This window comes from Aminobacter sp. J44 (genome assembly GCF_007829415.1).
GTDB lineage: Bacteria > Pseudomonadota > Alphaproteobacteria > Rhizobiales > Rhizobiaceae > Aerobium.
On the sequence record NZ_VLJG01000018.1, the window covers coordinates 61,731 to 75,289 of the forward strand.

The window sequence follows — 13,559 nt, forward strand, 5'->3', positions numbered from 1 at the left end:
AGTCCGCGACCTCGGATCCTCCCCCGCACCGCGGGGGAGGTGGCGCGAAGCGCCGGAGGGGGCTCGCGGAGCGCCGAACCCCGGCTGCGGGATCTGTTGCCGCGAGCGTCCAAAGCCCCGGCGCATCCGCGATCGCACGACACCATGCCAGCTTCGTCATCCTCGGCTTGAGCCGCGGNGGGGCGTCAGCGTTCAGGCATGGATCCATGGGTCGCACTCCGCTTCGCTCCGTTTGCCCCAGGATGACGAGGGGCAAAGGGCTTCGCGCGGCCATTGCCGCTTCGCCTAAACGCCTCCACTTCGTCATCCCCGCCAAGCCCGCGAAGCGGGCGCGAGCAGGGGATCCATGCCTGAACATCTCCACGCTACCGGCAGTCGCGCACTCGCTGCCATGCTCATCCGTCGCGCTCCGGGCTCGCGCGCACCTTAGCGAAGGCCTGGCGAACAAGTGCGGTGGCCGCCCCTGTTCTTCACCGCTGATGAGCCGGAAGCGTTCCGGCATGGATACCCCGGTCGAGCCGGGGTATGACGAAGTGGAAGCGCAACAAGAAACTGGCGAGACGAGTGCGACGTCCCTCTCGGTAGTCGGTAACGTGAGACCACGACACCAAAACCTCGTCATCCCCGCCAAGCCCGCGAAGCGGGCGCGAGCAGGGGATCCATGCCTGAACGGTTCCGTCACGCCAGCGGTGCAGATCAAAGAGCAGGCGCCGCCACCCTAAGTCCCCTAGCTCCCTACTCCCCTAAGCCCTTAAGCCCCTACTCCCTACTTCGTCCCGTACATCCGATCGCCGGCGTCGCCGAGGCCGGGGACGATATAGCCCTTCTCGTTCAGCTTCTCGTCGATCGAGGCGGTGAAGACCGGCACGTCGGGATGGGCCGTGGTGAAGCGCTCGATGCCCTCGGGGGCCGCGAGCAGGCAGAGGAAGCGGATGTTGGTCGCGCCGCGCTCCTTGAGCTTTTCGACCGCCGCGATCGCCGAATTGGCCGTCGCCAGCATCGGGTCGACAACGATCACGAGGCGATCCTCGAGATTGCTCGGCGCCTTGAAGAAATATTCCACCGCCTGCAGGGTGTCATGGTCGCGGTACAGGCCAATATGGGCGACGCGCGCGGCCGGCACCAGGTCAAGCATGCCGTCGAGCAGGCCGTTGCCGGCGCGCAGCACCGAGGCGAACACCAGCTTCTTGCCCTCGAGCGTCGGTGCTTCCATCGTCACCAGGGGCGTTTCGATGGTGCGGGTGGTGAGTTCGAGGTCGCGGGTGACCTCGTAGCACAAGAGCAGCGAGATCTCGCGCAGGAGGCGGCGGAAACTCGCCGTCGACGTATCCTTGTCGCGCATGATGGTCAGCTTGTGCTGCACAAGTGGATGGTCGACGACTGTTACGCCCTGCATCTGTCTCTCCGCATACCGGTTACTGCTACCAATCTATCGTCTCCTACCCCGCGCGAATACCGAGGCAAAGCCCGCAATCACAGATTTCAGCGTCTCGGCGCCGCCGCGTCGAGCCTTGCCAGCAGTTGCGCGCGTGTCTTGCGGTCGACGAATGCCGCTTCGAGCGCGGTGCGGGTGATCTTGTGCAGCTGCCGCGCGGTGAGGCCAAACTGCTTCTCTGCCTCGTCGTATTCGCGCTTCAGCGACGTCCAGAAATAGGGCGGGTCGTCCGAGTTGAGCGTCACCTTGCAGCCTGCGGCGAGAAACTTTGGCAGCGGATGCTCGGCAAAGGACGGAAACACCTTGAGCTCGATGTTGGAGACCGGACAAATCTCCAGCACGATGCCTTCGTCGGCGATCCGTTTGACGAGGTCCGGGTTCTCGATCGCCTGTACGCCGTGGCCGATCCGGCTCGGGCGCAGGTGATTGAGGGCATCCGCCACGCTCTCCCAGCCGCCGAACTCGCCGGCATGGGTGGTGATGCCAAGGCCTGCCTCGCGGGCAATCTCGAAGGCGCGGACATAGTCTTCCGTGTCGCCAAAGCGCTCGTCGCCTCCCATGCCGAAGCCAGTCACCAGCGGGTGCCGGCAGGTCGCCGCGAAGCGCGCCGCAGCCTCGACCGATTCGACGCCGAAATGGCGCACGCCGGTGACGATCATGCGGCCTTCGATGCCGGTCTTGGCCTTTGCGCGTAGCATCCCCTCGCCCAGCGCATCCGTATAGGCCTTCGGCGAAAGCCCCGCGCGCCGGGCATGATCGGGCGAGGTGAAGACTTCCGAGTAGATGCAACCATCACGCGCCAGCGAGCTTAAATAATGCTCGGCGAGCCGGGCATAGTCTTCTTCGGTGCGAAACAGGTCAGCCGCGAAGTCATAGGCCGCGAGGAACGACGTGAAGTCATGCCAGACGAAGGTGTTGTCGCGGATGAAGCCGTCGGTCGGCTGGTTGTACTTTCGTGCCTGCTCGATGACGAGTTCGGGAGCTGCGGCTCCCTCGATATGGCAGTGGATCTCGGCCTTCAGCACCATACGCTTCTCCGGCATTTCCCGCACGCGAGGCGCGGCCGTTAATCGCGGGATCAACAATAGCGCGCGGGTGCATCATCGGCTATGGTCCGGCGCAAATTCGAACGGGTGACGCGTATGTCCGAACAGCGTACGACCGCTTCAGGCGGCATGGAAACAGCCTACGGCTTTCGCCAGGTCGGCCAGGGTGAGAAGCAGGGCCTCGTCAACGAGGTCTTTCACAAGGTCGCAAACCGCTATGACCTGATGAACGACCTGATGTCGGCAGGCATGCACCGCGTCTGGAAGGACGCGATGGTGACCTGGCTCAATCCACCGAAGACCCGACCCGACTGGCGCGTGCTCGACGTTGCCGGCGGCACCGGCGACATCGCCTTCCGCATCGTCGAGGCATCGAACCGCAATGCCCATGCCACCGTGCTCGACATCAACGGCTCGATGCTGTCCGTCGGCCGCGACCGCGCCGACAAGCGCGGGCTCTCGTCTTACGTCGACTTCGTCGAGGCGAATGCGGAGGAACTGCCGTTCGAGGACAACACCTTCGATGCCTACACGGTCGCCTTCGGCATCCGCAACGTGCCGCGCATCGACGTGGCGCTGAGCGAAGCCTACCGCGTGCTCAAGCCCGGCGGGCGCATCATGGTGCTGGAATTCTCCGAGGTCACCACGCCGCTCCTCGACCGCTTCTATGACACCTGGTCGTTCAACGCGATCCCGCGCATCGGCGACGCCGTCACCGGCGACGGCGAGCCGTACCGCTACCTTGTCGAGTCGATCCGCAAGTTCCCGAACCAGAAGAATTTTGCGACCATGGTCGAGCGCGCCGGCTTCGAGCGCGTGACCTGGCGCGACTATTCGGGCGGTATCGCCGCCTGCCACTCGGGCTGGAAGCTTTGAGGCGGCAGAACGGATGAGCACCATCGCCGCCTGGTTCCGGCTGGTTCGCGCCGGCTGGATCATGACCCGCGAAGGCGTCATCGCCGCCCTGCCCGGCGACCAGCTTTACGGCATGCCGAAGTTCGGCTGGCGCATCGCGCGCCTGCTGACCCGGCGCGGCGCGAAATACCAGCGGCGCGAGCTCAGGCTGTCACGCGCGATCGACCGCCTCGGCCCGTCCTACGTCAAGCTCGGCCAGTTCCTGGCGACGCGCCCGGACGTTGTCGGCGCGGAAATTGCCGCCGACCTCGCCAACCTCCAGGACAGGATGGAAAAGTTCCCGATGGCGGAGGCCGTCGAGGAAATCGAGGCCTCGCTGGGCCGTCCTATCGACGCGCTGTTCACCTCCTTCGAGGAGCCGATTGCAGCCGCCTCCATCGCGCAGGTCCACCCGGCACGCGTCAATCGCAACGGCGTCGAGGTACCGGTCGCGGTCAAGGTGACCCGTCCGGGCGTGCGCCAGCGCTTTTACGCCGACCTTGAAAGCTACTTCCTCGCGGCGCGGATGCAGGAGCGGTTCATGCCGTCGATGCGCCGCCTAAAGCCCGTTGAAGTGACGCGAGGTCTCGCCCAGACCACCAAAATCGAGATGGATCTGCGCCTCGAGGCTGCGGCCCTCTCCGAACTCGGCGAGAACACGAAGAGCGATCCCGGCTTCCGCGTGCCCTGGGTCGACTGGGAGCGCACCGGCCGCGACGTCATCACCATGGAGTGGATCGACGGCGTCAAGATGAACGACGTCGAGGGCCTGCTCGCCGCCGGCCACGACCTGCCGAAGCTTGCAGTCACGCTGATCCAGTCGTTCCTGCGCCACACGCTGCGCGACGGCTTCTTCCATGCGGATATGCACCCGGGCAACCTGTTCGTCGAGGCGGATGGCACCATCGTCGCCGTCGATCTCGGCATTGCCGGCCGCCTTGGCAAGAAGGAGCGCCGCTTCCTCGCCGAGATCCTCTACGGCTTCATCACCCGCGACTATCTGCGCGTGGCCGAGGTTCACTTCGAAGCCGGCTATGTGCCGCGCACGCATGACGTCAACGCCTTCGCGCAGGCGATCCGCGCGATCGGCGAGCCGATCCACGGCCAGCCGGCCGAGACCATTTCGATGGCGCGGCTGCTGACGTTGCTGTTCGAGGTGACCGAGCTCTTCGACATGGAAACGCGCACCGAGCTGGTGCTGCTGCAGAAGACCATGGTCGTCGTTGAGGGCGTTGCCCGCACGCTCGACCCCACCTTCAACATGTGGCGCGCGGCGGAACCCGTCGTCGGCAGCTGGATCCGTGACAATCTTGGCCCCAAGGGCATGCTCGACGATTTGCGCGACGGCCTGCACGCCGCCGCCGCCCTTGCCCGGCAGGCGCCGGAAATCGCCGCCCGCACCGAGCGGCTGTCGCGCGAAATCGACGCGATGGCCGAGAATGGCCTTCGCTTCGACGACGAAACCGCCCGCAAGATCGGTCAGGCCGAAGCCCGCCACACCCGCTCCGGCCGCATTGCCCTCTGGGTCATCGCCGCGCTGCTTGCCTGGATAGGCTGGCAGATTGGGTGATTTGACTGCAATGACAGCAAAACCTATTTTGCTGGCAGTGGAGGCAGACATGGCAACCCTGACGATCAGGAACGTTCCGGAGCAAGTGAAGCAGGCGATCCGCAAGCGGGCTGCCGAGCGCGGCGTGTCGATGGAACAGGAGGCGCGCGAAGCTTTGGCGCGCGGGGCTGCGACCGCGCCTGCGCGGCCCAAGCCATCGATCGAAGCCATGTCCGCATTGGGACGCAAGCCGGTAGAGCCATTTGACCTCAAGCAGGTCAGTGACGAGATGTGGGAAGAAGGCCTTCGGTGAATTCGTTCGTCACCGACACTTCCGCCATCATCGCATTGCTCAACGACGAGGCCGAGGCCGCCGGTTTCAAGGTGGCCTTCCATGAAGCCGATGCCGTATTCATCAGTTCTGCGACCCTGTTTGAGCTTAGCTGTGTCGCGCGCGGTATCCGCTTCGTCGATAGCAGCGCTCGACTGCTTTCGCTCCTCGATCTTCTCGCCCTTACGTCCGTGCCCTTTGACGACGAACAACTCGCTATCGCGCGACGCGCGTACACGACCTATGGCCGAGGCTCCGGTCATCCGGCCAGGCTCAACATGGGTGACTGCTTTTCCTACGCGCTGGCGAAATCGCGAAACCTTTTGCTGCTATTCAAGGGCGATGATTTCGCCCACACCGACATCGAACCCGTATTGAGGCGGCCATGAGCCTTTCTAAAAAGCGCATCCTGCTCATCATTGGCGGCGGCATTGCCGCCTACAAGTGCCTCGACCTGATCCGCAGGCTGCGCGAACGGGGTGCGGCGGTGCGCTGCGTGATGACGAAGGGCGCGCAGGAATTCATCACCCCGCTCTCCGTCGGGGCGCTTTCCGCCGATCACGTCTTCACCGAACTGTTCGACCGCCAGGACGAGCACGATGTCGGCCACATCCGCCTGTCGCGCGAGGCCGACCTTCTCGTCGTCGCGCCTGCAACCGCCGACCTGATGGCGAAGATGGCGCATGGCCATGCCGACGACCTTGCCTCGACCGTGCTGATGGCGACCAACAAGCCGGTGCTGATTGCGCCAGCCATGAATCCGATGATGTGGAACCATCCTGCGACGCGCCGCAACCGCGAGACGCTCCAGCGCGACGGCATCCATTTCGTCGGGCCGATGCGCGGCGAGATGGCCGAAAGCGGCGAGGCCGGCGAAGGCCGGATGGCCGAGCCACTCGACATCGTCGCGGCGATTGCCGCTCTCCTCGACGACACTCCGAAGCCGCTTGCGGGCAAGAAGATCATCGTCACCTCCGGCCCGACGCATGAGCCGATCGATCCGGTCCGCTACATCGCCAACCGTTCCTCGGGCAAGCAGGGCCACGCGCTGGCGGCAGCCCTCGCAAAACTCGGCGCCGACGTGCGCCTCGTATCCGGGCCGGTGACGATTCCCGATCCCGCGGGCGTTTCCGTTCATCGCGTCGAGACGGCGCGGCAGATGCTGGCAGCGGTCGAAGCCGAGCTTCCGGCCGATGCCGGCGTGTTCGTCGCCGCCGTCGCCGACTGGCGCACGGAGGGCGAGGCCAGCCAGAAGATCAAGAAGGAGCCCGGCAAGGGCGCGCCTTCCCTGCAGATGGTCGAAAACCCTGACATTTTGGCCACCATCGGCCATCACGCGCAGCGCCCTGCCCTTGTCGTCGGCTTTGCCGCAGAGACGCAGAACGTCATAGAGAACGCGCGCAAGAAGCTCGACAAGAAGGGCGCGGACCTGATCGTCGCCAACGACGTGTCGCACGACAGCGGCATCAATCCCGGCGGCGTAATGGGCGGCGACCGCAATTCGGTGCGGATCGTGACGCGAGACGGCGTCGAGGACTGGCCCGAGCTTTCCAAGGACGAAACCGCCGCACGCCTTGCGGAGATGATCGCGAGAAGGCTGCAGTAACTGGTCTTTTTCGCAACTCGCACTCCACAACGCGCCTCCACCATAAATGGGGGAGGATTCTCAGGCTGCGGAGGCGGCAACGACGCGCCCCTTCCTGAAACGTTCAGGCATGGATCCTCGGGTCAAGCCCGAGGATGACGACGGGAAAAGCGCCGCAGAACAATGCGGAGACGCTGATGCCGGCCGGAGGTGCTTCGGTCCCGTGACTTTGCCGGCAACACGAATACCTCTCAATTTCGTCATCCTCGGGCTCGACCCGAGGATCCATGCCTGAACGTCGAAGCATGGGCCGACGCCGCAGACCGGGCGGCTACCTCCGCCGTCCCTACCCTGCCCTCACCCTTCTCAACACCGCCTTCGGTGTGCGGGGTCTGGCCTCGCCGATCGAATAGGCGGCAGTGAGCGCGGCCGCCGCCTCATCCGCCTCAGCCTCTCTGCGCGCGTGGACCAGCGCGAGCCGGTCGCCCGCGCGCACCTCGGCGCCAACCGGCAGAATGTCGGAGATCCCGACCGCATGGTCGATCTCCTGCTCGGGCCTCGTGCGGCCGCCGCCGAGTCCCACCACCTCCATGCCGATCTCGCGCGAGCGGATGCCGGTGACGAAGCCGGACGCGACCGACCTCACCTCGCGCACCACCGGCGCCCTTGGCAGATAGTCCTGATAGCGCTCGACGAAATCCGCCGGCCCGCCAAGCGCTGCCACCATCCGCCCGAACACGTCGGCTGCTCGACCGCTTTCCAGCGCATCGCTTGCGCGGCGTTCGGCCTGCGTATGCGTCTGAGCAATTCCCGCGGCCAGCAGCATTTCGGCTGCGAGGCCGATCGTCACCTCGCGCAGGCGCGGGTCGCGCCGGCGGCTGGTCAGCATCTCGACGGCATTCGCCACCTCCAGCGCATTGCCGGCCGCGCTCGCCAGCGGCTGGTTCATGTCGGTAATCAGCGCGCTTGCCGGCAGCCCCGCCCCGTCCGAAACCTCGACGAGGCTCTGCGCCAGCGCCGAGGCCGCCTTCGTGGAGGACATGAAGGCGCCGTTGCCGGCCTTGACGTCCAGCACCAGCGATTGCACCCCCGCGGCGAGTTTCTTCGACAGGATCGAGGCAGTGATCAGCGGCACAGACTCGACCGTCGCCGTCACGTCGCGGATGGCATAGAAGCGCTTGTCGGCCGGCGCGAGATCGGCGGTCTGGCCGATGATGGCGCAGCCCGTCTGGCGCACCACCTTGCGGAACAGCGCATTGTCCGGCTGGCTCACATAGCCCGGAATGGCGTCCATCTTGTCGAGCGTGCCGCCGGTGTGGCCGAGACCGCGCCCCGAAATCATCGGCACATAGGCGCCGCAGGCGGCGACGATCGGCGCAAGCAAAAGGGAGACGTTGTCGCCAACGCCTCCCGTCGAATGCTTGTCGGTAACGGGCCCCGGCAGGTCCGACCAGTCGAGGACGGAGCCGGAATCGCGCATCGCCAACGTCAGCGCCACCGCCTCGTCGCGGCTCATGCCGTTGAAGAAGACTGCCATGGCGAATGCCGCCACCTGGCCTTCGGAAAAGCTCCCCGAGACGAGACCGTCGACGAAGGCGACGATCTCTTCCCGGCTCAGGTCCCCGCCATCACGCTTCTTGCGAATGATCTCCTGCGGGAACATGGGGCTTTCCTTTCGATCAGCCGGCCCGGTCGCGCGCCTTCAGCTCGAGGCGCCGTGCGTGCAGCACCGGCTCGGTGTAGCCCGAGGGCTGCTCGCGGCCCTTGAAGACGAGGTCGCAGGCGGCGAGGAAGGCAATCGAGTTCTCGAAGTCGGGCGCCATCGGCCGGTAGAGCGGGTCGCCCTCGTTCTGCCGGTCAACGACGGCCGCCATGCGCTTCATCGTCTCCATTACCTGATCGCGCGAAACGACGCCGTGGTGCAGCCAGTTCGCCATGTGCTGGGCCGAGATGCGAAGCGTCGCGCGGTCTTCCATCAGGCCGACATCGTTGATGTCCGGCACCTTGGAGCAGCCGACGCCCTGGTCGATCCAGCGCACGACATAGCCGAGAATGCCCTGCGCATTGTTGTCGAGCTCGCGCTGGATTTCCTCGGGCGTCCAGTTCGGACGGGTCGCAACCGGAACCGACAGGATATCCGACAGCTTCGCACGCTCGCGATTGCGCAGGCTCTCCTGCACCGCATGCACGTCGACCTTGTGGTAGTGGGTCACGTGCAGGGTGGCGGCCGTCGGCGACGGCACCCAGGCGGTGTTGGCACCAGCCTTGGGATGCGCGATCTTCTGCTCCAGCATCGCAGCCATCATGTCGGGCATCGCCCACATGCCCTTGCCGATCTGGGCGCGGCCGGAAAGGCCGCATTCGAGGCCGATGTCGACGTTCCACTGCTCGTAGGCGCCGATCCAGGCGGCCTGCTTCATGTCGCCCTTGCGGATCATCGGGCCGGCTTCCATCGAGGTGTGGATCTCGTCGCCTGTGCGGTCGAGGAAGCCGGTGTTGATGAACACCACGCGCTCCCTGGCGGCGCGGATGCACTCCTTGAGGTTCACCGTCGTGCGGCGCTCCTCGTCCATGATGCCCATCTTGATGGTGTTTGGCGCCATGCCGACCAGCTTCTCGACGCGGGTGAAGAGGTCGACCGCGAAGGCGACTTCCTCCGGGCCGTGCATCTTCGGCTTCACGACATACATCGAGCCGGCGCGGCTGTTGGCGCGGCGGCCGTTCGGGCCGACGTCATGCAGCGCGATCAGCGCGGTGATCGCGGCATCCATGATGCCTTCCGGGATTTCGGAGCCGCCGGCCAGCAGGATCGCCGGGTTGGTCATCAGGTGACCGACATTGCGCACCAGCATCAGCGAGCGGCCTGGCAGCACCAGCTTCTTGCCGTCCACGCCGGTGTATTCGCGATCCGGGTTGAGCCTGCGGGTAAAGGTCTTGCCGCCCTTCTCGATTTCCTCGGCAAGGTCGCCCTTCATCAGGCCAAGCCAGTTGCGGTAGACGGCGACCTTGTCCTCGGCGTCGACGGCGGCGACCGAGTCCTCGCAGTCCTGGATCGTCGTCAGCGCCGCCTCGAGGATGACATCGGCAATGCCGGCCTTGTCGGTCTTGCCGATCGGGCTGTCGCGGTTGATGACGATCTCGAGGTGAAGGCCGTTCTTCGTCAGCAGGATCGAGGTGGGCGCGAGCGCATCGCCAAGGTAGCCCGCAAGCTGCGAGCCATCGGTGAGGCCGGTCATCGCGCCGTCCTCGAGCGTCACCGCCAGACGGCCTTCGGCAATCGCGAACGACTTCGCGTCCTTCCAGCTCGCACGATCAAGCGGCGCGCTTTCATCGAGGAAGTTGCGGGCCCAGGCGATCACTTTCTCGCCGCGCACCGGGTTGTAGCCCTTGCCCTTCTCGGCGCCGCCATCTTCCGGAATGGCGTCCGTGCCGTAGAGCGCGTCATAGAGCGAGCCCCAGCGCGCATTGGCGGCGTTGAGCGCATAGCGCGCATTCATCACCGGCACGACCAGCTGCGGGCCGGCAACGACGGCGATCTCCGGATCGACGTTCTCGGTCGTGACCGTGAACTCCGGGCCCTCCGGCAGCAGGTAGCCGATCTCGCGCAGGAACGCTTCGTATGCGGCCATGTCCGACGGCGCGCCGTTGGCGCGGTGCCAGTCGTCGATCTTCGCCTGCAGCTCGTCGCGCTTTGCCAGCAGCGCCCGGTTTTTCGGCGTCAGCTCGCTGGCGATGGCGGCAACGCCTGCCCAGAACGCGTCTGCCTCTACTCCGGTCCCCGGAAGCGCCTCCTCCGCTACAAAGCGGTGCAACTCCGCCGCGATTTGAAGACCGTGCGCGTTGACGCGATCCGACATGCTTACCTCCAATAGATGTCAATTGCGCAGGTCTTTCACCACGCCCGGGGCTGCGGGTCAATTCGCGTGTGTATTGAAAGACTGTTGCTGATCCGGGCGCAATTCGGCCAGGCGAAGCGGCTGGTTGCACCGGCAAGCGAATTGAACAAATACTGTCCGATCGGCTGCCGTGATGGGGCAAATTAAAAAGGGGGACAGAGCACGGGACCGACCAGAGCAACTTCAAGCCCTTGAGAGGGGACGCAAGATGGAATGGATCACCGGCTTCTTCTCACTTCTCGATAGCCTGACCTGGGGATGGGCGCTTATTCCGATCCTCGTGGTCTTCGGCATCTTCATCACGGCGATGACCGGCTTCGTCCAGTTCGAATACTTCTTCCGCATGTTCCGGGTCCTGACGTCGGACGACGAGGGCGCGGACCCCAACGCGGTCAGTGCACGTCAGGCACTGCTCGTTTCGGTTGGCGGTCGCGTGGGCGGCGGCAACATCGCCGGCGTCGCGGTGGCGATTACGCTTGGCGGTCCGGGCGCCGTATTCTGGATGTGGGCGATCGCGCTGGTCGGCATGGCAACGAGCCTCGTCGAATGCACGCTGGCGCAGCTCTACAAGCGCAGCGTCGGCGACGGCACCTATCGCGGTGGTCCGGCTTCCTACATCATCCACGGCATCGGCCAGCGCTACCGGTGGCTCGCCATCCTCTACGCCATCTGCCTGATGGCCGCCTTTGCTTTCGGCTTCAACGCGTTCCAGGGCAACACCTTTGCCGGCGCAGTCAATGAAGGCTTCGGCGTCGACCGGATCTGGCCGGCGATCGCGCTCGTCATCATCACCGCCTTCATTGTCTACGGCGGCATCAAGCGTATCGCCAAGGCGTCGGACATCATCATCCCGATCATGGCGCTCGGCTACATCGCGCTCGCGCTGCTCACGATCATCGTCAACATCACCGAACTCCCGGGGGTGCTGTGGAGCATCGTCGCCAACGCGTTCGGTCTTGAGGAAGCCGTCAGCGGCGGCGTCGGTGCGGCGCTCGCGCAAGGCCTGCGGCGCGGCCTGTTCTCGAACGAGGCGGGTCTCGGCTCCGCACCCAACGTGGCGGCCACCGCGCTGGTGCGTCACCCGATGAGCCAGGGCATCACGCAGTCGCTGTCGGTGTTCATCGACACCATCGTCATCTGCACCTGCACCGCCTTCCTCATCCTGCTCAGCCCGGTCTACCAGCCGGGGGCAGAAGGCATCGACGGCATCGTGCTGACGCAGCAGTCGCTGGCCAGCCAGTTCGGCACCTGGTCGCTGTACTACCTGACCATCATGATCGTGCTCTTCTCGTTCTCGACGATCATCTACAACTACTATCTCGGCGAGACGGCGCTGTCGGTGATGACGACGCATCCGGTCGCCGTGCACATCCTGCGAATAGCCGTGGTCGCTATGGCCTTCCTCGGCGCGATCGCGCCGGGCGCAACCTCGGTGTTCTTCTTCTCCGATCCGCTGATGGGCTTGCTCGCGCTGGTCAATCTGGTCGCCATCATGATGCTGTTCCCCGTCGCCCTGCGCGTGCTCAACGATTACCGGGCGCAGCTGGCAGCCGGTATCTCACGGCCGGTGTTCAACCCCGACGACTTCAGGGATCTCGACATCGATCCAACCGCATGGCCCTATGCCAAGGAGGCACAGCCCTACGCCAAGCCTTTGCGGCACGAAGGCGAAGCCATCGTCTGACGCTGAGGTCAGGCGGACACGCGAAACTGGTCAGGCCGCGATACGCGGCCTGCCCGAAGCCGTCGCGGTAATCACCGCTTCCACGAAGGTACGCTGGCCCTCGACGGTAGCGGTGCGGATGTCGCGGTCGAGCACGATCTCGGCATCGTCAGCCCCGGCCTGCTCGGCACGGCGCGCAGCCGCATCGCGCACCAGACGCGTCGCTTCCTCCATCGCCCTTTCCTCGTCGCCGAAATCAATCGGCCCCTCGGGCGACGACACGCGGAAGATGCCGGCTTGCGGCTGGCTGATCTGGATTTCCGCAGACACCCTCACCTGCCCGACCACAGCGCCCAGCGCATTGGCGACGTCGGTGTCTTCCGGCACCACGCAGTCGTTTCCGACGAGGCCCGAAAGCTTCGCATAGTGCAGCGGGGCGGAGGCGCCGAGGCCAATCACCGGCCGGTCGAGCGCAAGCGTCATTTTCGTGATGCCGTGGCGCTGTTCGAGCGCGCGCTGCACCAGCTCGTGGTTGACCGCATCCGAGCCGTGGAAGCCGTCCTCGGCAAAGGCCGTCTCGAGAATGACTTCGGCCGAGCGCCGAGTCAGCGCCGCCAGCACCATTTCCGACACCTCTTCCGGCGCCGAGGCGATCGGCTCACCGCGCCCGTCCTTGCGCTTGGCAAACAGCGTTGCGCCCAGCCGCGCGGCTTCCGCGTTCCAGTTTGACTGGCGTCCAAGCACATGCGCCGCATCCGAGGGCGTGAAGCCGGAAATGTGCACCAGCCCGCGCGCGACCAGCCGGTTGAGCGTCGCTGCCTGCGCGTTCGAGGTCAGCAGCCGGTCGAGTGGCTGCGGGTCCGCAGAGATCGTCGCGTAGAGCTTTTCCTCCGCCGGCGTCAGCCCGGCCGCGTGGCGGTCGGGAACGCCGGTGCGCAGCGCAAAGCGGCCGTCGAGCCGGCCCATCGTCGTCGCGCGAACCTGTCGCTCCAGCGCCTCGATGACGCTTTCATGCCGGCTTGCCGCCAGCGACAGCGGCACCAGTCGGCGTGGTCCCAGCACGATGCGCGGACGCAGGCCGCCGTCCTCAAGTGAAACCTCTGAGTCGCCGCCGAGGCCAAAAGTGTGCATCGCCACCGCCTCGACCATGGTGCGGAAGC

General features: G+C 65.5%; 10 protein-coding genes and 1 pseudogene. 6 read left to right on the top strand and 5 right to left on the bottom strand.

Annotated elements, in window-relative coordinates; genetic code table 11:
- Positions 1-766: 766 nt before the first annotated feature.
- On the bottom strand, positions 767-1,396 hold the full coding sequence (upp, locus tag L610_RS09140) for a uracil phosphoribosyltransferase (protein ID WP_144704445.1): 630 nt from the start codon (positions 1,394-1,396) through the stop codon (positions 767-769).
- Between the two features lie 86 nt (positions 1,397-1,482).
- The gene (locus tag L610_RS09145) at positions 1,483-2,463 is read right to left on the bottom strand and encodes an adenosine deaminase (RefSeq protein ID WP_144704467.1); all 981 of its coding nucleotides are present in this window, start codon (positions 2,461-2,463) and stop codon (positions 1,483-1,485) included.
- 114 nt (positions 2,464-2,577) lie between these two features.
- Here L610_RS09145 and ubiE point away from each other — a divergent pair, with 114 nt between their 5' ends.
- Genes ubiE through coaBC form a run of 5 tightly spaced genes read left to right on the top strand, consistent with a single transcriptional unit; the run spans position 2,578 to position 6,861 of the window.
- Positions 2,578-3,357, top strand: a complete 780-nt coding sequence (ubiE, locus tag L610_RS09150) for a bifunctional demethylmenaquinone methyltransferase/2-methoxy-6-polyprenyl-1,4-benzoquinol methylase UbiE (RefSeq protein WP_024846295.1) — start codon at positions 2,578-2,580, stop codon at positions 3,355-3,357.
- A 13-nt stretch (positions 3,358-3,370) separates the two neighbouring features.
- Complete coding sequence (gene ubiB, locus L610_RS09155) at positions 3,371-4,945, top strand: 2-polyprenylphenol 6-hydroxylase (RefSeq protein ID WP_024846296.1); 1,575 nt, start codon at positions 3,371-3,373, stop codon at positions 4,943-4,945.
- A 49-nt stretch (positions 4,946-4,994) separates the two neighbouring features.
- The gene (locus tag L610_RS09160) at positions 4,995-5,237 is read left to right on the top strand and encodes a hypothetical protein (RefSeq protein ID WP_024846297.1); all 243 of its coding nucleotides are present in this window, start codon (positions 4,995-4,997) and stop codon (positions 5,235-5,237) included.
- Entirely contained in the window at positions 5,234-5,644 is a 411-nt protein-coding gene (locus tag L610_RS09165; RefSeq protein WP_144704448.1) for a type II toxin-antitoxin system VapC family toxin, read from the top strand. The genes L610_RS09160 and L610_RS09165 overlap by 4 nt, the downstream gene beginning before the upstream one ends.
- The gene (gene coaBC, locus L610_RS09170; RefSeq protein ID WP_144704451.1) at positions 5,641-6,861 is read left to right on the top strand and encodes a bifunctional phosphopantothenoylcysteine decarboxylase/phosphopantothenate--cysteine ligase CoaBC; all 1,221 of its coding nucleotides are present in this window, start codon (positions 5,641-5,643) and stop codon (positions 6,859-6,861) included. The genes L610_RS09165 and coaBC overlap by 4 nt, the downstream gene beginning before the upstream one ends.
- Before the next feature lie 325 nt (positions 6,862-7,186).
- Here the strand turns inward: coaBC and deoA are convergent, their stop codons facing one another.
- Positions 7,187-8,503, bottom strand: a complete 1,317-nt coding sequence (gene deoA / locus L610_RS09175) for a thymidine phosphorylase (RefSeq protein WP_144704455.1) — start codon at positions 8,501-8,503, stop codon at positions 7,187-7,189.
- A 16-nt stretch (positions 8,504-8,519) separates the two neighbouring features.
- Positions 8,520-10,697 (bottom strand): malate synthase G, encoded by a 2,178-nt coding sequence (locus L610_RS09180; RefSeq protein WP_144704458.1) that lies wholly within the window; start codon positions 10,695-10,697, stop codon positions 8,520-8,522.
- Between the two features lie 247 nt (positions 10,698-10,944).
- Between L610_RS09180 and L610_RS09185 the strand changes: the two genes are divergently transcribed.
- Positions 10,945-12,420 carry a sodium:alanine symporter family protein gene (locus L610_RS09185; RefSeq protein ID WP_024846301.1) on the top strand — a complete coding sequence of 492 codons (1,476 nt, stop codon included), beginning with the start codon at positions 10,945-10,947 and terminating at the stop codon, positions 12,418-12,420.
- A gap of 30 nt (positions 12,421-12,450) precedes the next feature.
- Here the strand turns inward: L610_RS09185 and L610_RS20190 are convergent.
- Positions 12,451-13,559: pseudogene (locus L610_RS20190) on the bottom strand (hydantoinase/oxoprolinase family protein); the annotation flags it as partial.